The 17,596-nt window shown below is 66.5% G+C and carries 20 protein-coding genes; 11 read left to right on the top strand and 9 right to left on the bottom strand.

Going from position 1 to position 17,596, the window contains the following annotated elements; translation table 11 throughout:
• Positions 1-3: 3 nt before the first annotated feature.
• The 6 genes from ACN0SE_RS14645 to ACN0SE_RS14620 all read right to left on the bottom strand — a co-directional run bounded on the left by ACN0SE_RS14645 (position 4) and on the right by ACN0SE_RS14620 (position 4,444).
• The gene (locus tag ACN0SE_RS14645; RefSeq protein ID WP_417525275.1) at positions 4-300 is read right to left on the bottom strand and encodes a chorismate mutase; all 297 of its coding nucleotides are present in this window, start codon (positions 298-300) and stop codon (positions 4-6) included.
• Positions 293-898, bottom strand: coding sequence for a GNAT family N-acetyltransferase (locus tag ACN0SE_RS14640; RefSeq protein WP_417525274.1), 606 nt, complete (start codon positions 896-898; stop codon positions 293-295). Before ACN0SE_RS14640 ends, ACN0SE_RS14645 begins: the two co-directional genes overlap by 8 nt.
• Positions 898-1,413, bottom strand: coding sequence for a GNAT family N-acetyltransferase (locus tag ACN0SE_RS14635; RefSeq protein ID WP_417525273.1), 516 nt, complete (start codon positions 1,411-1,413; stop codon positions 898-900). Before ACN0SE_RS14635 ends, ACN0SE_RS14640 begins: the two co-directional genes overlap by 1 nt.
• A complete protein-coding gene (locus tag ACN0SE_RS14630) occupies positions 1,410-1,973 on the bottom strand; it encodes a GNAT family N-acetyltransferase (RefSeq protein WP_417525272.1) in 564 nt (187 codons plus the stop codon). Before ACN0SE_RS14630 ends, ACN0SE_RS14635 begins: the two co-directional genes overlap by 4 nt.
• Before the next feature lie 3 nt (positions 1,974-1,976).
• Positions 1,977-3,488, bottom strand: coding sequence for a signal recognition particle protein (ffh, locus tag ACN0SE_RS14625; RefSeq protein WP_417525271.1), 1,512 nt, complete (start codon positions 3,486-3,488; stop codon positions 1,977-1,979).
• Between the two features lie 407 nt (positions 3,489-3,895).
• Complete coding sequence (locus tag ACN0SE_RS14620) at positions 3,896-4,444, bottom strand: FMN-dependent NADH-azoreductase (RefSeq protein WP_417525270.1); 549 nt, start codon at positions 4,442-4,444, stop codon at positions 3,896-3,898.
• Positions 4,445-4,562: 118 nt separating this feature from the next.
• On the opposite strand from ACN0SE_RS14620, the gene ACN0SE_RS14615 reads away from it, so the two are divergent.
• A complete protein-coding gene (locus tag ACN0SE_RS14615) occupies positions 4,563-5,459 on the top strand; it encodes a LysR family transcriptional regulator (RefSeq protein WP_417525269.1) in 897 nt (298 codons plus the stop codon).
• Positions 5,452-6,408 carry a DMT family transporter gene (locus ACN0SE_RS14610; protein ID WP_417525268.1) on the top strand — a complete coding sequence of 319 codons (957 nt, stop codon included), beginning with the start codon at positions 5,452-5,454 and terminating at the stop codon, positions 6,406-6,408. Before ACN0SE_RS14615 ends, ACN0SE_RS14610 begins: the two co-directional genes overlap by 8 nt.
• Here ACN0SE_RS14610 and ACN0SE_RS14605 read toward each other — a convergent pair.
• Entirely contained in the window at positions 6,344-6,688 is a 345-nt protein-coding gene (locus tag ACN0SE_RS14605; protein ID WP_417525267.1) for an ArsR/SmtB family transcription factor, read from the bottom strand. The genes ACN0SE_RS14610 and ACN0SE_RS14605 overlap by 65 nt on opposite strands.
• Positions 6,689-6,940: 252 nt before the next feature.
• Here ACN0SE_RS14605 and ACN0SE_RS14600 point away from each other — a divergent pair, with 252 nt between their 5' ends.
• The 5 genes from ACN0SE_RS14600 to ACN0SE_RS14580 all read left to right on the top strand — a co-directional run bounded on the left by ACN0SE_RS14600 (position 6,941) and on the right by ACN0SE_RS14580 (position 9,547).
• The gene (locus ACN0SE_RS14600) at positions 6,941-7,282 is read left to right on the top strand and encodes an AtpZ/AtpI family protein (protein WP_417525266.1); all 342 of its coding nucleotides are present in this window, start codon (positions 6,941-6,943) and stop codon (positions 7,280-7,282) included.
• Positions 7,272-8,030 (top strand): F0F1 ATP synthase subunit A, encoded by a 759-nt coding sequence (locus ACN0SE_RS14595; protein ID WP_417525265.1) that lies wholly within the window; start codon positions 7,272-7,274, stop codon positions 8,028-8,030. Before ACN0SE_RS14600 ends, ACN0SE_RS14595 begins: the two co-directional genes overlap by 11 nt.
• A 102-nt stretch (positions 8,031-8,132) precedes the next feature.
• Positions 8,133-8,357: a F0F1 ATP synthase subunit C gene (locus tag ACN0SE_RS14590; RefSeq protein WP_417525264.1), complete on the top strand. Its 225-nt coding sequence runs from the start codon at positions 8,133-8,135 to the stop codon at positions 8,355-8,357.
• Positions 8,358-8,443: 86 nt separating this feature from the next.
• Positions 8,444-8,986, top strand: coding sequence for a F0F1 ATP synthase subunit B' (locus ACN0SE_RS14585; protein WP_417525263.1), 543 nt, complete (start codon positions 8,444-8,446; stop codon positions 8,984-8,986).
• Between the two features lie 3 nt (positions 8,987-8,989).
• Positions 8,990-9,547, top strand: a complete 558-nt coding sequence (locus ACN0SE_RS14580) for a F0F1 ATP synthase subunit B (RefSeq protein WP_417525262.1) — start codon at positions 8,990-8,992, stop codon at positions 9,545-9,547.
• A gap of 99 nt (positions 9,548-9,646) precedes the next feature.
• Here the strand turns inward: ACN0SE_RS14580 and ACN0SE_RS14575 are convergent, their stop codons facing one another.
• The gene (locus tag ACN0SE_RS14575) at positions 9,647-10,420 is read right to left on the bottom strand and encodes an FCD domain-containing protein (protein WP_417525261.1); all 774 of its coding nucleotides are present in this window, start codon (positions 10,418-10,420) and stop codon (positions 9,647-9,649) included.
• Positions 10,421-10,594: 174 nt separating this feature from the next.
• Here ACN0SE_RS14575 and ACN0SE_RS14570 point away from each other — a divergent pair, with 174 nt between their 5' ends.
• The 3 genes from ACN0SE_RS14570 to ACN0SE_RS14560 all read left to right on the top strand — a co-directional run bounded on the left by ACN0SE_RS14570 (position 10,595) and on the right by ACN0SE_RS14560 (position 14,991).
• On the top strand, positions 10,595-10,963 hold the full coding sequence (locus ACN0SE_RS14570) for a hypothetical protein (protein ID WP_417525260.1): 369 nt from the start codon (positions 10,595-10,597) through the stop codon (positions 10,961-10,963).
• Positions 10,964-11,115: 152 nt separating this feature from the next.
• On the top strand, positions 11,116-14,571 hold the full coding sequence (smc, locus tag ACN0SE_RS14565) for a chromosome segregation protein SMC (protein ID WP_417525259.1): 3,456 nt from the start codon (positions 11,116-11,118) through the stop codon (positions 14,569-14,571).
• Between the two features lie 63 nt (positions 14,572-14,634).
• Positions 14,635-14,991 carry a hypothetical protein gene (locus ACN0SE_RS14560; protein WP_417525258.1) on the top strand — a complete coding sequence of 119 codons (357 nt, stop codon included), beginning with the start codon at positions 14,635-14,637 and terminating at the stop codon, positions 14,989-14,991.
• Between the two features lie 4 nt (positions 14,992-14,995).
• On the opposite strand, the gene ACN0SE_RS14555 is transcribed toward ACN0SE_RS14560, so the two are convergent.
• A complete protein-coding gene (locus tag ACN0SE_RS14555; protein ID WP_417525257.1) occupies positions 14,996-15,763 on the bottom strand; it encodes an IclR family transcriptional regulator in 768 nt (255 codons plus the stop codon).
• 109 nt (positions 15,764-15,872) lie between these two features.
• On the opposite strand from ACN0SE_RS14555, the gene ACN0SE_RS14550 reads away from it, so the two are divergent.
• Positions 15,873-17,474, top strand: coding sequence for a GMC family oxidoreductase (locus ACN0SE_RS14550; protein WP_417525256.1), 1,602 nt, complete (start codon positions 15,873-15,875; stop codon positions 17,472-17,474).
• Positions 17,475-17,596: the final 122 nt, after the last annotated feature.

Below are 17,596 nucleotides of genomic sequence, written 5' to 3'. Positions count from 1 at the left end.
GCCCTACGATTGGTGCTGTTTGTGGTGCTGAATGACTTCAGCGATGATGAAGTTCAGGAACTTCTTGGCAAATTCCGGGTCGAGATCGGCCTGGACTGCCAAATCCTCCAGACGCGCGATCTGTTTCGCTTCGCGGTCCGGGTCGGAGGGCGGGAGGTCGTGTTCGGCTTTGAGCCGGCCCACGGCCTGGGTGTGCTTGAACCGCTCGCCCAGCGTGTAGACGAGGATCGCATCGAGCCGGTCGATGCTTTCGCGGTGGCCTTTGAGCAGCGCGGCGGCGCGTGTTACGGCGTCAGTCAAGGGCGTATCCTTTCGGCTGAAACAGCGGGTCGGCGTAGTGGCTGATTTCCATGTCGATGCCATGGGCCAGCTGGGTGCCGTCGAGTTGCGCGGGCGAGGGGTGGCGATAGACCACGTCGTTGCCGTCGACGCTGGGCGCGCCCTGGTCCTTTTTCGCGCCAAGGCGCTCGGCCAGGCGGATGCTGTCGAGGTTCTTTGGGTCGAGGTAGCTGACCGCGCCCTCCCAGCCCAGCGTGTCGTAGAAATAGCGCCGCGCCGCATGGGTGGCTTCCAAGGCAAAGCCGCGCCCGGCCTTCTCGGGCCAGATGATCCAGGCGATCTCGGCCTCGGGCCATTTTGCAGGCTTCCAGCCGCCGGCCATGCCATAGGTCTCGTCGGTGTCCTTGTCGCGGATCATCCACATGCCGTAGCCACGAATGCGCCAATGGCCGATCTCGGCGGCATAGAGCATCCAGGCCTCGTAGGCATTGAGCGGCCCACCCATGAAGCGCGAGCGATACGAGGCAAAGGTGGCGCGGAAATCCGGGTAGTCCTCGGCATCGGGACCGGTCAGGATCAGCCGGCGGGTTTCCAACACGGGAATGTCGACGTCGGGCATCAGAGCGCCTCCGCCGGTTTCGGCTGGCGATAGACCAGGCAGGGAAAGTCGGGCTTGGGCTGCGGGGCATCCACATCCAGATAGGCGCCCAGACGTTCGGCCAGCGCGATCGAGCGGGTGTTTTCCGGCGCGATGTAATGCACGATCTCGGTCCAGCCCAGCCGCTCGCGGCAGTCCTTGACGGCGGCGCGCGCCGCCTCGAGGGCATAGCCATGGCCTTCGGCGCCGTCGAACAGCTCCCAGCCGATCTCGGTCTCGGGGCGGCCGTCGGGATAATAAGGCCCGACCAGGCCGATCGCGGTGTCATCGCCCCGGAGGGTCACCGCCCAGAGCCCGTAGCCGCGGATCTGCCAATGGCCCAGCATTGCCGCCGCATTGCTCCAGGCCTTGGCGCGCGGGACATTGCCGCCGGCATAGCGCGAGCGCTCCGAGACGTAGAACTCGGTCAGGGCCGGCACATCGCGGGCCTCAGGCGGGCGCAGCACCAGCCGTTCGGTTTCCAGACGCAGGCTCATGCATAGGCCTCCGGGCTGCCGTCGTCGTCGAGCGGATAGTCGAACACCAGCGCACCGTCCAGCGTGCCGGTCTGCACGCCGCCCAGCCTGGCCACCAGTGCCTGGCTGGCCCCATTGTCCGGCGCGACGTAGCTGACGATCCGCTCAGGCCCCAGCGCCCGCAGGTGGCCCAGCGCCGCCACGGCGGCCTCACAGGCAAAGCCCCGGCGCTGCGCCTCGGGCGCAATGACAAAGCCCAGCTCGATCGCCTCGTCCCCCGCCTCGACCCCGGCAAAGACGAACCCCACCGGCGCGCCGCCATGGCAGACGGTGAACATGCCGTCACCGCGCAGCAGCCAGCCGGCGACGTAGTTGGTGAACTGCGCCCAGATGGCTTCTTCCGTCGGCTCCACGCCCAGGAACTTCGCCGAAGGCTGCGAGAACAGCCGTTTGAACAGGGCAAAATCCTCCACCTCCGGCGCGCGGAGCAGGAGCCGCGCGGTCGCCAGAACGGGCAGCGTCGCGCGCGCGGCGGCGGCGATATCTGCGCCGGGGCAGGGAAGGGAGACGGGCGAGAGCATCGGTTACTTCTTCTTGCCGAAACCGCTGAGACCGGGAGGCAGCGCCGCGCCACCGCCCAGCCCGCCGAGACCGCCGGGCAGACCGCCCTTGGCGCCCATCTGCTTGGCCGCGGCTTCCAGCGCCTTGGGGTCCATGCCGGCCATCTCGGGCGGCAGACCGCCCTTGCCGCCGAACATGCCGCGCATCGCCTGCTTGAGCATGCCGCCTTTGCCCATCTTGCCCATCTTCTTCATCATGTCGCCCATCTGGCGCTGCATCTTCAGAAGCTTGTTGAGGTCTGACACCTCCATGCCGGCACCCTTGGCGATCCGCTTCTTGCGGCTGGCCTGCAACAGCTGCGGATTGGCGCGTTCCTTCTTGGTCATCGAGTTGATCAGAGCGATCTGCTGGCGGATGGCGCGGTCGTCGAAGCCCGATTCCTCGACCTGCTTTGCCATCTTGCCCATGCCCGGCATCATCGACATCATGCCCTGCATGCCGCCCATCTTGAGCATCTGGTCCATCTGCATCTTGAGGTCGTTGAAGTTGAACTGGCCTTTCTGGAAGCGCTTCATCATGCGCTCGGCCTGTTCCATCTCCAGCGTTTCCTGGGCCTTCTCGACCAGCGCGACGATGTCGCCCATGCCGAGGATGCGGCCGGCGATGCGCTCGGGCTCGAAGGTTTCGAGCGCGTCCATCTTTTCGCCGAGACCCACGAACTTGATCGGCTTGCCGGTGACCGCGCGCATCGACAGCGCCGCACCGCCGCGGCCGTCGCCGTCCATCCGGGTGAGAACCACGCCGGAGATGCCGATCTTGCCGTCGAATTCCTCGGCCACTTCCACGGCGACCTGGCCGGTCAGCCCGTCGACCACCAGCAGCGTCTCGCGCGGCTCGACGGCGTCGCGGACGTCCTCGACCTCTTTCATCAGGACTTCGTCGATCTGCAGACGGCCGGCGGTATCGAGCATGTAGACGTCGTAGCCGCCCAGCATCGCCTGCTGCCTGGCGCGCTTGGCGATCTGCACCGCGCTCTCGCCCTTGACGATCGGCAGGGTGTCGACGCCGACCTGTTTGCCCAGAACCGCCAGTTGATCCATCGCCGCCGGGCGATAGATGTCGAGCGAGGCCATCAGAACCTTCTTGCCCTCGCGATCCTTGAGCCGCTTGGCCAGCTTGCCGGTTGTGGTGGTCTTGCCCGAGCCCTGCAGGCCGACCATCAGGATCGGCGCCGGGGCCTTGTCGATCTTCAGCGTGCCGGGCTCGCCTTCGCCCTTGAGCACTTCGATCAGCTCGTCATGCACGATCTTGACGACCTGCTGGCCCGGGGTGACCGATTTGGTCACCGCAGCGCCGGTGGCCTTTTCCTCGACTGCCTTGATGAAATTGCGCGCCACCGGCAGCGAGACGTCGGCCTCGAGCAGGGCAACGCGCACTTCGCGCAGGGCGGTCTTGACGTCATCGGCGCTCAGCGCGCCCTGTTTGGTCAGGCGGTCGAAGACGCCGGACAGGCGTTCTGACAGGTTCTCGAACATGCGGCTCTGAAGCCTCCCGATCTGGTTTCCTCGTCAACTCACATAAGAGCCAACCGCACAAAGCACAAACGCTCCCACGGGCGCAACGCGCTGGTGGAAGGCGATCCCGGGACAAGCCCAAGGGACCGGAAGGGATAATTCTTCCGGATATGGCCGGGGGAATAGGCGCAAGTGCCGCCAGAGTCAAGCGGCCCGCCACCGCAGCCCGCCGCCCGCAATGTCCACCCGACCCCCTGGTTCTTCTCTTTCCAAATACCGCCGGGGGTCAGGGGGCAGAGCCCCCTGTAGAAGTTGGGGGTCAGGGGGCAGGGCCCCCTGCCGGGTCGTGCCATGAGACCGGCACGCAGGAAAAAGCCCGTGAGCGACGCCCCCGGGCCCAGTCAACCAAAGTTGTCGCCGAACCTCGCTCAGGCGGCGAATTGCGCCGCCTCGGCCTGTTCGGTCACGAAGGTCACGTCGGTCAGGCCGATGAAGCCCAGCACGTGGCGCAGATAGTTCGAGGCAAAGTCATAGTCCGACCCCAGCGACACGCCGCCAGAGGCAAAGGCCACGATCACCTTCTTGCCGGTCAGCAGGCCTTCGGGGCCCTCGGCGGTATAGCGGAAGGTCACGCCGGCGCGGGCGACGAGGTCGATCCAGGCCTTGAGCGCTGCGGGCACGCCGAAGTTGTAGACCGGCAGGCCGATGACGATGGTGTCGGCCTCCTGCAGCTCCTTCACCAGGGCGTCGGATTGCGCCAGACGCGCCTTCTGCGCCTCGGTCCGGTCGGCCGGCGGGGTGAAGTTGGCACCGACCCAGCTCTCGTCGATCTGGGGCAGGGGGGTGTCGGCCAGGTCGCGGGTGATCACGCGGGTGGGGGCCAGGGTTTCGGTCAGGCTTTCGGTCAGCACGCGGGTGGCCGAGCCGGTCTTGCGGGCGGATGCGTCAACGCGCAACAGTGTGGATGTGGTGGTCATGGTGTCTCTCCGGGGTTTGATCCTGCCCCTAGAGTTGGCTCTTGCATTCATGAACTCAATGTCCCCATATCAACAGCAGTTGTTTATAGATGCACATAAGTATGGGTTGGAGGGTCTTATGGACAATTGGGGAGAGGTGCGCACCGCCTTTCAGGTGGCGCTGCATGGCACGGTCAGCGGCGCGGCCGAGGCGCTGGGGGTCCACCACGCAACGGTGATCCGCCATATCGACGCGCTCGAGGCGCAGCTCGGCGCCAAGCTCTTCCAGCGCCACGCCCGCGGTTACACGCCGACAGAGGCCGGCGAGGACCTCCTGCGCGTGGCGCAGGCCACCGAGGACCAGTTCAACCAGTTGCAGGGCCGGATCAAGGGCCGGGGCGAAGGCGTCTCCGGCGAGCTTGTGGTGACCTCGCTGGTCGGCATGGCGGGGATGTTCGCCCCGGTGCTGGCCGATTTCCAGCGCGATTACCCCAATGTCGTGCTGCGCTATCTCACCGGTGACCGGCTGTTCCGGCTGGAATACGGCGAAGCGCATGTGGCGATCCGCGCCGGATCGGCCCCCGAGCAGCCCGACAACGTGGTGCAACCGTTCTTCCGCCATCCCTTCGCGCTTTATGCCTCCGAGAGCTACATCAAGGCCCATGGCATGCCCGAACGCGACGCTGATCTGGCGCAGCATCGCATTGTCTGCCACGACGATCTCAACAGCCGTGCGCCGATGTACCGCTGGCTGCGCGAGCAGGTGCCCGAAAGCGCCTGCGTCTTCCGCAGCACCGACATGCGCGCCAATACCGAAGCCGTGGTGGCCGGCGCCGGCATCGGCTTTGTCTCGGTCTGGCAGGCGCATCGCCACCCCGGGCTGGTGCAGGTGATGGCGCCGCGCGACGAATGGGCCTCGCAGCTCTGGCTGGTGACCCATGTCGACCTGCACCGCGCGGCCAAGGTGCAGGCCTTCCTGAAATACCTCAAGTCCAACGCCAAGGACTGGGAAAAGACCTGCGCGCTGCATGACTGAGGCGACCAGGGGCCATCTGGCCATGCTCTGCTTTTCGGCGCTGGTGGCGGGGTCGTTCTCTCTCGGCGGGTTGGTGGCGAACGAGATCGCGCCGGCAGCCCTGCAGGCCGCGCGCTTCCTGCTGGCGGCCCTGCTGACCGGCGGGGTGGTGCTGGCCACCGGCCAGCTGCGTCGGGCGCATCTGGCCGCCCCCTGGCGCTATGTCGTGCTGGCGGGCTTCTTCGCCACCTATTTCGTGCTGATGTTCGAAGGCCTGAAGACCGCAGCACCCGTCAGCGCCGCGGCGGTCTTTACCCTGATCCCGATCATGGCGGCGGGCTTCGGCTATCTGCTGCTGCGCCAGAAGATGACGCCGCGCATCGCGCTGGGGCTGGCGGTGGGGGCCTCGGGCGCGCTCTGGGTGATCTTTCAGGGCAGCTGGTCCGCGCTCTTGCGGTTCGAGATCGGCCGCGGCGAATGGGTCTATTTCCTCGGCTGTATCTGCCACGCGATCTATGCGCCGCTGGTGGCACGATTCAACCGGGGCGAGTCGCCGCTGGTGTTCACCGCCGGCATCTTGACCGCCGGGGCGCTGTTGCTGGGGCTCTACGGCTGGCGCGACGTGATTGCGACCGATTGGGCAGCGCTGCCGGCGATCGTCTGGATCACGCTTGTCTACATCGCCACCTTCGCCACCATCGCCACCTTCATGCTGCTGCAGATCGCCTCGATGCGGCTGCCGGCCTCCAAGGTCATGGCCTATACCTACCTCACGCCTTCATGGGTGCTGCTCTGGGAATTGGCGCTTGGCCACGGCGCGCCGCTGCCGATGGTGCTGGGCGGGGTGGGGCTGACGGTTCTGGCGCTCCTGATCCTGCTGCGGCAGGAGGCGCCGCGCGCCGCGGCTACTCCCGCTCCGGCTGCTCAGGCAGCTCGGTCGCCAAGAAACGCTCGAAGGCATCCAGATTGACCGGTTCGAACTGGCCGAAGCCCTGCATCCAGACGCTGGCGGCGCGCAGCGCATCAGGTTCCAGCTTGCACCATTTCACCCGCCCGCGCTTTTCCTGAGAGATCAGCCCGGCGCGGGTCAGGATCACCAGATGCTTGGAGATCGCGGCCAGCGACATGTCGAAGGGCTCGGCCACATCGGTCACCGCCATGTCATCCTCGAGCAGCATCGACAGGATCGCGCGGCGGGTCGGATCGGCAAGAGCGGCGAAGACCGCGTCAAGGGAGGCTGTCGGTGTCACAGGCGCGGAGGTACTGTCTGGGCCCGACCCGGTCAAGGGGCGCGGATTTCAAGATCAACCAGATAGTTGAATATGGCGAGAGCGGGGATTTGCCGGCGCTTCGGCCTGCGACGGATTGACAGGCTTGAAGTTCGGTTCGAAAAATAGACCTGAAATCAATGTCTTGCGATCTGCTCCGAACGCGCTCACCGCTTATTGACTCGCGGCCCCCGCGGGCTTAGCACAACGGCAGGATTTACCAAGGGGGACAGCTTGCCGGACCTTGAGCATCGCAAGCGGCTGGAGGCGCTCGACGCGCGCATCGCCAAGCTCAAGGGCGTGGAAGCGAAACCCCACCAGGAAGAGCACTATTCGCAGGCCAACATGGGCTGGCGCATGGTGATCGAGCTTGTGGCCGGTCTGGGGATCGGCTTCGGTCTCGGTTTCGGGCTCGACAGTCTGTTCGGCACGCTGCCGATCTTCCTGGTGCTGTTTACAATGCTGGGCTTTGCCGCCGGGGTGCAGACGATGCTGCGCACGGCCAAGGAGTTCCAGCCAAAGGACCAATCGGCCGACACGGCCGGAGAGCACGAGAGGGACAAAAATGGCGACTGAGGCGCAAGCTGCCGAAGAGGGCGGTCTGGTTTTCCACCCGATGGATCAGTTCATCGTCGAGCCGCTGTTCGGCGGCTCCGAAGTGGGCATGTTCACCATCACCAACGTGACGCTGTGGATGGCGCTTGCGGTTCTGGCCGTTGTGGCGCTGATGGTGCTGGGCACCTCGCGCCGTGCGATCATCCCCTCGCGCACCCAGTCGATCGGCGAGCTGGCCTACGGCTTTGTCTACAAGATGGTCGAAGACGTCGCCGGCAAGGACGCCATCGTGTTCTTCCCCTACATCATGACGCTCTTCATGTTCATCGTGATGGCCAACTTCCTCGGCCTGATCCCGATGTCCTTTACCACCACGTCGCATTTCGCGGTGACCGTGGTTCTGGCGCTGCTGGTCTTCGTCACCGTCACCGTGGTCGGTTTTGTCAAGAACGGCACCAAGTTCCTCGAGCTGTTCTGGGTCAAGTCGGCACCACTGGCGCTGCGCCCGATCCTGGCGATCATCGAGGTGATTTCCTACTTCGTCCGTCCGGTCAGCCACTCCATTCGTCTGGCAGGCAACCTGATGGCCGGCCACGCGGTGATCAAGGTCTTCGCAGGCTTTGCCGCCATCGCCGTCGTCTCGCCGATCTCGGTCGTGGCAATCACCGCGATGTACGGTCTCGAAATCCTCGTGTCCTTCATCCAGGCTTATGTCTTCACCATCCTGACATGTGTCTACCTCAAGGACGCTCTGCATCCGTCGCACTAATCCGACGGTGGGTTGCACACCCATCCCACGAAATACGGGCGGAGGTCCTCTCCGCCCAGGACAACCCTGAATTCCAACTTCCAATCGTAAGGAGATACACCCATGGAAGGTAATCTGGCACACATCGGCGCAGGTCTCGCAGCAATCGGTTCCGGCGCCGCCGCAATCGGTGTGGGCAACGTCGCGGGCAACTTCCTCGCCGGCGCCCTGCGCAACCCCTCCGCCGCTGCGTCGCAGACCGCGACCCTCTTCATCGGCATCGCCTTCGCAGAAGCCCTGGGCATCTTCTCGTTCCTGGTCGCTCTGCTGCTGATGTTCGCCGTCTAAACCCTGCGGAAGATCGATCCTTACGCCTCGGTCGGGCGCGCTGACGCGCCCGGCCGCTGGTAACCGGACTTCCCAAGGAGGACGACATGGCAACAGTAACCACAGAAGCCGCAGTCGGGGCTGACGCCGCCGCATCCGCACCCGGCATGCCGCAGCTGAACTTCGATCACTGGGGCAACCAGATCTTCTGGCTCCTGATCACGCTGGCCGTGATCTATTTCGTCCTGTCCCGCATCGCGCTGCCGCGCATCGCGGCGGTTCTGGCGGAACGTCAGGGAACCATCACCAATGACCTCGCCAAGGCCGAAGAGCTGAAGCGTCAGGCCGGTGAAGCCGAAAAGGCCTATGACAAGGCGCTGGCAGATGCCCGTGCCGAGGCACAGAACATCATCGCCGAGGCCAAGGAGGAGATTGCAGCCGAGCTCAAGGTTGCAACCGACAAGGCCGACGCCGAAATCGCCGCTCGCACGGCGGAATCGGAAAAGGCGATCTCCGAGATTCGCGCCAGCGCGCTCGACAACGTGAAAGAGGTTGCCCGGGAAACCGCGGAAGCGCTCGTCACGGCGCTTGGCGGCAAGGCCGACAGCAGCGCAATCGACGCGGCCGTCGCCGAACGGACGAAAGGGTAAGACATGCGCAAGTTTCTGACCATCGCGCTGATTGCCTCGGGCAGCCCTGCGCTGGCCGCAAGCGGTCCTTTCTTCTCGCTGGCCAACACCGATTTCATCGTGTTGCTCGCCTTCCTGCTGTTCATCGCGGTCCTGATCTACTTCAAGGTCCCCTCGATGCTGGCAGGCATGCTCGACAAGCGGGCCGAAGGCATCCGCAGCGAGCTGGACGAAGCCCGCGCCATCCGCGAGGAAGCGCAGACCCTGCTGGCCTCTTACGAGCGCAAGCAGCAAGAGGTGAAGGACCAGTCGCAGCGCATCGTCGACCACGCCAAGGAAGAGGCGCGCATTGCCGCCGAATCCGCGAAGAAGGACATCGAAGCTTCGATCGCCCGCCGCCTGGCCGGTGCCGAGGACCAGATCGCATCGGCCCGTGCCGCCGCGGTCAAGGAAGTGCGGGATCGCGCGATCGTGGTGGCTGTTGCCGCCGCCCGCGAAGTGATCGCCAAGCAGATGACCGAGGCCGACGCCAACCGGATGATCGACGAGTCGATCGCCACGGTGGAAGCCAAGCTGCACTGAGCCGCGTGGGGGGCTTTCCCGCGCTGACAGCCGGCAGACAAGATTGCATCGCCCGGAGCTTCGCGCTTCGGGCGTTTTGCGTTTCTCGGGGCAGGGGGATCAGGGCTTGCGGTTTTGCTCGTGTTCGAACCGTTGCAGCGCCACTGCCTCGTTGCGCGCCGCCTTGGCATTGTCGCGCAGCGCGGTCTCGACGAAATCCAGGTGGCTCTCGACCGCCGCCCGCGCTGCCGTGGCCTCGCGCGCCTGCAGGGCGGTGTTGATGCGTTCGTGCTGCTCCAGCAGCATGTCGCGGGTCAGCCGCTGGCGGAACATGATCTGGCGGTTGTAGAACACGCCCTCGCGCAACAGCTGGTACATCGAGCGCATCATGTGCAGCATGACGACGTTATGGCTGGCCTCGATGATCGACAGGTGGAACTCGGCATCCAGCGCCGCCTCGTCAGACGGGTCGCGCTTGGCATGCGCCGCCACCATCTTGTCAAACACCGTCTGGATCACCCGCAGATCGGTGTCCGACCCCAGCCGCGCCGCGCGCTCGGCCGCCAGCCCCTCCATGTCGCGCCGGAAGGAGAGGTAGTCGAAGACCGCCTCGTCATGGCTGGCAAAGAGCTGCACCAGCGCCGGCGCAAAGGCCGAGCCCAGCACATCGGCGACAAAGACCCCGGCGCCGGCCTTGGCGGTCAGCAGGCCCTTGGCCTCGAGATCGGCGATGGCTTCGCGCAATGAGGGGCGCGAGACGCCCAGCCGGTCCGAGAGTTCACGTTCCGAGGGCAGGCGCTCGCCCGGGCGCAGGATGCCACGCAGGATGAGCTGTTCGATCTGGCGGGTTACCGCGGTCGAAAGCTTCTCGGGCTGGATCGGTTGAAACGGCATGGGGGCTCCTGCAATTGGTCAGTTTATATGACCACAGGCGGGGCAGGAGCAAGCTTCCCGGCGATCTGCGAAACAATCGACGGCTTGGGCCTGGATTGTTTCGCATCCGGTAAGGGTTTGTTAATGCCTGCGGTCTAGGCCTGACCCATGGGTCGATTTGCGTTGTTTCCCGTTTTGATCCTTCTCTCAGGCTGTAACAGCCCGGGGCTGCGCCATATCGGCGTGGCCCCCGTCCGCCTGTCAGAGGGTGGCATGCAGTTCGACGTGCGTCACCGCGCCGGCTATGCCGAGGCGATCCGTACCAACGCCCTCTGGAGTGTCCGCATGGCGGATGTCGCCAATAACGGCGGCCGCGCCATCGAACGCGCCACCGGCTGCGACATTGTCTGGCTGCAGGGCGATCCCTCGGTGCTGCTGGCCGGTCTCGACTGCGGCGACGGCCTCAAGCCTCCGCGCCAGCCACGGGGCCGGGCGGTCTGCAGCGGCAGGCTGTCACCGGCGGATCTCCGCGGAGAACGCGACGTCTTCCTGAGTTGCGGCTGACAACCAGCCGGAATCAGCCGATATATTGTGGATAAGTCAGAGGTTATTCCCACATCCTGTGTGGGGGCGTTGACAGACCACAACACCAAGGCTCAGACTGGCTGAAAACCGGAATCACCGGGCCATACCCGGGCAATCGAGAGGCCAGAGCATTGCGCTTTTCCAAACTGCGTCTGACAGGCTTCAAAAGCTTTGTCGACCCGACCGATCTGTTGATTCAGGACGGTCTGACCGGCGTGGTGGGGCCGAATGGCTGCGGCAAGTCCAACCTGCTCGAAGCGCTGCGCTGGGTGATGGGCGAGACCCGCGCCAAGGCGATGCGCGGCGGCGGCATGGAAGACGTGATTTTCGCCGGCGCCTCCTCGCGCCCGGCCCGCAACTTTGCCGAAGTGGCGCTGCATCTCGACAATTCCGACCGTCTGGCGCCCGCCGGCTTCAACGACAGTGACGCGCTGGAGATCACCCGCCGGATCACCCGCGACGTGGGTTCTGCCTACAAGATCAACTCCAAGGACGTGCGCGCCCGCGACGTGCAGATGCTCTTTGCCGATGCCTCAACCGGTGCGCATTCGCCGGCGCTGGTGCGGCAAGGCCAGATCAGCGAGCTGATCAATGCCAAGCCCAAGAACCGCCGCCGCATCCTTGAAGAGGCCGCCGGCATCTCGGGCCTCTACCAGCGTCGCCACGAGGCCGAGCTGAAGCTCAAGAGCACCGAGGCCAACCTGCTGCGCGTCGACGACGTGATCGAACAGCTCGCGACCCAGCTGGCGCAGCTCGCCCGTCAGGCCAAGCAGGCCGCGCGCTATCGCGCCATCGGCGAAGACCTACGGCAGGCCGAGGGGCTGCTGCTTTATCGCCGCTGGAAAGAGGCCGATGAGGCCCGTCTCAGGGCCGAAGAGGTGCTGCGCGCCATGGTCACCGGCGCCGCCCAGGCCGAGACCGCCGCCCGCCAGGCCACCAAGGCGCGGCAGGAGGCCGACACCGTGCTGCCGGCCCTGCGCGAGGAAGAGGCGATCGCCTCGGCCGTGCTGCAACGCCTGCAGGTGCAGCGCGACACGCTCGCCGACCAGGAGACCACCGCCCGGGACAAGATCGCCACGCTGGAAAACCGCATCGCCCAGCTGGCCCGCGACATCGACCGGGAGGCCGGGCTCAACCGCGACGCCGGCGAGACCATCGAGCGGCTGGAGTGGGAAGCCGCCGAGCTCGCCAAGGCCGGCGAAGGCCATGAGGCCGCGATGGAAGAGGCCACCGAAATGGCGCAGGAGGCCGCCGCCGTCCTGTCCGAACGCGAAGGCGACCTGACCCGCCAGACCGAAGACGTCGCCCGTCTCGCCGCCCGCCACCAGTCGGCCCAGCGCCTGCTGGACGAGAGCCGCAAGCGCCAGGATCGCAGCGAGACCGAGGCACAGAAGGCCCGCGCCGCCGTCGACGAGTCGAAATCCCGCCTAGCCCAGGCCGTCGAGGACGAGGCCGCCGCCCGCGCCGCCGAAGAGGCCGCGCGGCAGATGGCGCAGCGCGCCGACGATGCGCTCACCGCTGCCGATGACGCCCGCGCCGAGGCGCAATCGCGCGAGGCCGAGGCCCGCGCCGAACGCTCCGAGGCCGAGGGCGAGGCCAATGCCCTGCGCGCCGAGGCCTCGGCTCTGGCCAAGCTGCTCGAACGCGACACCGCAGAGGGCGGCCAGATCATGGACCGGCTGCAGGTGCAGCAGGGCTTCGAAAAGGCGCTCGGCGCCGCTCTGGCCGATGACCTGCGCGCGCCGGAGGTGCAGGCCGATGGCCCCTCGGGCTGGGCCAGCCTGCCGAATTACGACCTGCCGCCGGCGCTGCCCGAAGGCGTCACGCCGCTGTCGCTGCATGTTTCGGTGCCAGAGGTTCTGGCCCGGCGCATGGGCCAGATCGGCCTCGTCGAGGCCGACGACGGCGCCCGGCTGCAACCGCTGCTGCAACCCGGCCAACGGCTGGTCAGCCCCGAGGGCGATCTCTGGCGCTGGGACGGTTTCCGCGCCTGGGCCGAGGATGCGCCCTCCGCCGCCGCGCTGCGACTGGAACAGCTCAACCGTCTGGAAGAGCTCAAGCAATCGCTGGAACATGCCACCACCCGGATGGAGGCCGCGCGCGCCGCGCATGACGCTCTGACCGCCCGTCTCAGCGATCTTGCCCGCGCCGACAAGGAGGCCCGCGAGGCCCGCCGCGAGGCCGACCGCGCCTTCAACGATGCCAGCCGCGCGATGAACCGCGCCGAGGCTGAAAAGAACCTCGCCGAGGGCCGTCTCGAAAGCCTGGGCCTTGCCGTGCAGCGCCATGAAGAGGAAAGCCACGCCGCCGCGCTGCAACTGCGCGAGGCCGAGCGCGCCGCTGCCGATCTGCCCGATCTCGAAGCCGCGCGGGCGCTGGTCGAAGACGTCAAGATGACGGTCGAGGCCGCACGGATGACGATGATGGCTCGGCGCTCCGGCCTCGACGAGTTGCGCCGCGAGGGCGAGGCCCGCACCCGCCGCAGCCAGCAGGTCACCAAGGAGCTGTCGGGCTGGCGCCACCGGCTCGAGACCGCCGAAAAGCGCAGTACCGAGCTGACCGAGCGCAAGACCGCAAGCGAGGACGAACTGGCCGCCGCGGTGCAGGTGCCGCTCGAGATCGCCGCGCAGCGCGAAGAGCTGGGCGACAGCATCGCCGCCGCCGAAGAGCGCCGCAGCGCCGCCGCCCAGGCCCTGTCAGAGGCCGAGGCCACCCTGCGCAGCGCCGATCAGGCCGAACGCGAGGCCGAACGCGCCGCATCCGAGGCCCGCGAAGCCCGCGCCGCCGCCCAGGCCCGCGCCGAGGCCGCGCAGGAAACCACCCGCGCCGCGGCTGAGCGGATCGAGGACGAGCTCGAGGTCACCCCGGCACGGCTGCTGGAAAAGCTCGGCACCAACCCCGAGGACATGCCCCCCGCCGAGCGCATCGAAGAGACCGTCAATCGGCTCAAGCGGCAGCGCGACGGTCTGGGCGCGGTCAATCTCCGGGCCGAGGAAGACGCCCGCGAGGTGCAGGAAGAGCATGACACCCTGGTCACGGAAAAGACCGACCTCGAAGAGGCGATCCGCACCCTGCGCGGCGGCATTGCCAGTCTCAACCGCGAGGGGCGCGAGCGTCTTCTGACCGCTTTCGAGCAGGTCAACAGCAACTTCTCGATGCTCTTCACCCATCTGTTCGGCGGCGGCGAGGCCAATCTGGTGCTGGTGGAGTCCGACGATCCGCTGGAAGCCGGCCTCGAGATCATGTGCCAGCCGCCGGGCAAGAAGCTCTCGACCCTGTCGCTGCTGTCTGGCGGCGAACAGACGCTGACGGCGCTGGCGCTGATCTTTGCCGTCTTCCTCGCCAACCCGGCGCCGATCTGTGTGCTCGACGAGGTCGACGCGCCGCTCGACGATGCCAACGTGACGCGGTTCTGCGACCTGCTGGACGAGATGTGCCGCCGCACCGACACCCGCTTCCTGATCATCACCCACCACGCGGTGACGATGGCACGGATGGACCGGCTGTTCGGCGTGACGATGCAGGAGCAGGGTGTGTCGCAGCTGGTTTCGGTCGATCTGAAGAAGGCCGAGAAGCTGGTCGCGTGATCGTGTGCCGCCGGTCAGCCCGGATCGGCTAGGCTCGGGGCAAACCACATCGGAGCCTGCCTGATGCGCCTTGTCCTTGCCCTCTGCCTTGTCGCCGCGCCCCTGGGTGCCACCGCGCAACCCCGCGACAGCGACCGCGAGATCGCCGTCGCTGCGCTGGACGCGCGGCTGCGTGGCAACAGCATCGCCTTCTACGATGGCGGCGTCTCGGAATTCTACGACGACGGGCGCTATACCTACACCTATGCGGGCGAGGGCGGCACCGGCTACGGCTATTTCGAGGTCACCGAGGACAGCACGATCTGCATCGAGTTCGTCACCGGGTTCTCGCGCTGCGACCTTTACGTGCTCGACGGCAAAGACCGTCTGGTGGTGATCACCAAGGACGGCGACCGCTTCCCGGTGCGCCCCGAGGGCTGAGGGCTCAGGTCGCGGGAAACAGCGCCTCGCGCAGCCTGGCGGCGGCGGTCTGCAGCAGTTCCTTGCGGTCAATCGCCGCCTCGAGGGAAATCCTTTGCGTCGGGCCGTGCACCGCCAGCGCGGCGATGAACCGGCCCTGAGGGTCGGTGACCGGCACGGCAATGGCCACCATGCCCTCGATGAATTCCTCGCGGTCGAGGGAATAGTCGACTGCGGCGATCTCGGCCAGTTCAGCCAGCAGCGCGTCGGGATCGGTCAGCGTCGCCGTGGTCATCTGCTTCAGCGGCAAGGCCGAAACAAAGCGCGCCCGCGCCTCCGGCGCAAGGCTGGCGAGAAAGCATTTTCCGCTGGCGGTGCAGTGAAAGGGCACGTTGGTGCCGACCGGCAGCTGCACGCGGAACGGCCAGTCGGTCTCGACCCGGTCGAGATAGCGCATGCCGGTGTCCTCGGGCACCACGTAGTTCACCGTCTCGCGCACCTCGGCCGAAACCTCGAGCAGCACCTGATGGCGGGCGATGTGATCGCGCGAGCTGTGGATCAGCCCGGCGCCCATCTCGCGCAGCCGCCGCGCCACCTGATAGCGGCGGTCGGGGCCCTGGCGGGTGAGGAACCCGGTCTCGACCAGCGTGGCGCAAAGCCGGTGCACCGTCTGCTTGGGCAGGCCCAGGTCCTCGTTGATCTCGGTCGCGGTCATGGGGCGGTCGCTGCGCCCGAGGATCTCGAGGATCAGGAGGGTCCTGAGGTTGGTCGGTATCCGGTCGTGCTCAGACATCCGAGGGGGTCCCTGCAAATAGTTTGTGGACTTGTACCCGAATCACTGTAGCCTGCCCATGCGGTAAAAATCGAGACCTTTAGTCCCAATTTTGCTGATAGGGAGGCGCATGGAGTTTGATTTCGTCATCGTGGGGGCCGGGTCTGCCGGTTGTGCGCTTGCCAACCGGCTGTCGGAAAGCGGGCGCTACAGCGTTGCGCTGCTCGAGGCGGGACCGCGTGACACCAATCCCTGGATCCACATCCCCGTCGGCTATTTCCGCACCATGGGCGACCCGCGCACCGACTGGCGCTATCGCACCGAGGCCGATCCCGGCATCGCCGGCCGCGCCATTCCCTGGCCGCGGGGGCGGGTGCTGGGCGGGTCGAGCTCGATCAACGGTCTGCTTTATGTGCGCGGACAGCCGCAGGATTACGACGGCTGGGCGCAGGCCGGCTGTCGCGGCTGGTCGTGGGAGGACGTGCTGCCCTGTTTCAAGCGCGCCGAGCGCTGGGAGGGCGAAGACCCCGAGAATCTGCGCGGCCGCGACGGGCCGCTTTCGGTGCAGACCTCGCGGCTGACCCGCGAGGTGGTGGACCGCTGGATCGAGGCGGCGCAGGCGGCCGGCTATCCGAAGGCGCGCGACTACAACGGCGCCGACCAGGAGGGCGTGGGCTATTTCCAGCTGACGATGCGCGGCGGGCGGCGCTGTTCCTCGGCGGTGGCCTATCTCAAGCCGGCGCGGGGGCGGAAGAACCTCGAGGTGATCCCCAATGCGCAGACCGAGAAGGTGCTGCTGGAAGCCGGCCGTGCGGTGGGCGTGCGGGTGCGTCTCGGCAATACCTTCCACGAGATCCGCGCCCGTGCCGAGGTGATCCTGAGCGCCGGGGCGATCGGTTCGCCGCAGATCCTCATGCTTTCAGGGATCGGCGATGGCGCGGCGCTGGCGCCGCTGGGGATCGAGGTGCAGGCCGACCTCAAGGGGGTAGGGCGCAACCTGCAGGATCACCTGCAGGCGCGGCCGGTGTTCAAGACCGACCTCAGCACCATCAACACCGAGACCAGCAGCCTGCTGAAACAGGCGCGCATTGCCTTGCAATATGCCCTGACCCAGCGCGGCCCGATGACCATGGCGGCGAGCCTCGGCACCGGCTTCCTGAAGACCGAGCCGCATCTCGAGACGCCGGACATCCAGTTCCACATCCAGCCGTTCAGCGCCGACAGCCCGGCGGAAGGGCCGCACAGATTCTCGGCCTTCACCGCTTCGGTGCTGCAGCTGCGCCCCGAAAGCGCCGGCCATCTGAGCCTGACCTCGGCCAGCATGGACGACCACCCGGCGATCCATCCGAATTATCTCGCCACGCCGACCGACCAGAAGACAATCGTCAAAGGCATTCAGATCGCTCGCAAGATTGCCGGCCACGATCCGCTGAGATCGCATATCATGGAAGAGCATGCCCCCGGACCGGACGTGGCCTTCGACGACGAGGCCGCGACGCTCGACTGGGCGCGGCGCACGGCGGTCACGATCTATCACCCGACGGGCACCTGCAAGATGGGCATCGATCCGATGGCCGTGGTGGACCCGAGCTTGAAGGTGCGCGGGGTCACCGGCCTGCGCGTCGCAGATGCCTCGATCATGCCGCAGATCGTCAGCGGCAATACCAACGCCCCGGCGATCATGATCGGCGAACGCGCCAGCGATCTCATTCTGGAGGAGTGTACCGCTTAGGCGACAGGACAGATCGCGAGACACCAGGAATTCCGGCGGCCTGCCCTGCGAGGGGAGGTCGTCGGGATACGAAACGCCAGACATGCGACCGGGAGAGTCGCGGCGTCAGGAGACAAGAGCTT

The sequence above is a fragment of the Marinovum sp. genome (assembly GCF_048263515.1).
In the GTDB taxonomy this organism is placed as follows: Bacteria; Pseudomonadota; Alphaproteobacteria; order Rhodobacterales; family Rhodobacteraceae; genus Marinovum.
Note: the sequence above shows the minus strand (reverse complement) of the source record. Positions and strands in the feature narration are given on the sequence as shown.

Excerpts from the sequence above, each read along its gene's own strand:
- ACN0SE_RS14640 (WP_417525274.1), bottom strand. The coding sequence starts at position 898 with ATGCCCGACGTCGACATTCCCGTGTTGGAAACCCGCCGGCTGATCCTG.
- ACN0SE_RS14635 (WP_417525273.1), bottom strand. The coding sequence starts at position 1,413 with ATGAGCCTGCGTCTGGAAACCGAACGGCTGGTGCTGCGCCCGCCTGAG.
- ACN0SE_RS14630 (WP_417525272.1), bottom strand. The coding sequence starts at position 1,973 with ATGCTCTCGCCCGTCTCCCTTCCCTGCCCCGGCGCAGATATCGCCGCC.
- ffh (WP_417525271.1), bottom strand. The coding sequence starts at position 3,488 with ATGTTCGAGAACCTGTCAGAACGCCTGTCCGGCGTCTTCGACCGCCTG.
- ACN0SE_RS14620 (WP_417525270.1), bottom strand. The coding sequence starts at position 4,444 with ATGACCACCACATCCACACTGTTGCGCGTTGACGCATCCGCCCGCAAG.
- ACN0SE_RS14615 (WP_417525269.1), top strand. The coding sequence starts at position 4,563 with ATGGACAATTGGGGAGAGGTGCGCACCGCCTTTCAGGTGGCGCTGCAT.
- ACN0SE_RS14610 (WP_417525268.1), top strand. The coding sequence starts at position 5,452 with ATGACTGAGGCGACCAGGGGCCATCTGGCCATGCTCTGCTTTTCGGCG.
- ACN0SE_RS14595 (WP_417525265.1), top strand. The coding sequence starts at position 7,272 with ATGGCGACTGAGGCGCAAGCTGCCGAAGAGGGCGGTCTGGTTTTCCAC.
- ACN0SE_RS14590 (WP_417525264.1), top strand. The coding sequence starts at position 8,133 with ATGGAAGGTAATCTGGCACACATCGGCGCAGGTCTCGCAGCAATCGGT.
- ACN0SE_RS14585 (WP_417525263.1), top strand. The coding sequence starts at position 8,444 with ATGGCAACAGTAACCACAGAAGCCGCAGTCGGGGCTGACGCCGCCGCA.
- ACN0SE_RS14580 (WP_417525262.1), top strand. The coding sequence starts at position 8,990 with ATGCGCAAGTTTCTGACCATCGCGCTGATTGCCTCGGGCAGCCCTGCG.
- ACN0SE_RS14575 (WP_417525261.1), bottom strand. The coding sequence starts at position 10,420 with ATGCCGTTTCAACCGATCCAGCCCGAGAAGCTTTCGACCGCGGTAACC.
- ACN0SE_RS14560 (WP_417525258.1), top strand. The coding sequence starts at position 14,635 with ATGCGCCTTGTCCTTGCCCTCTGCCTTGTCGCCGCGCCCCTGGGTGCC.
- ACN0SE_RS14555 (WP_417525257.1), bottom strand. The coding sequence starts at position 15,763 with ATGTCTGAGCACGACCGGATACCGACCAACCTCAGGACCCTCCTGATC.
- ACN0SE_RS14550 (WP_417525256.1), top strand. The coding sequence starts at position 15,873 with ATGGAGTTTGATTTCGTCATCGTGGGGGCCGGGTCTGCCGGTTGTGCG.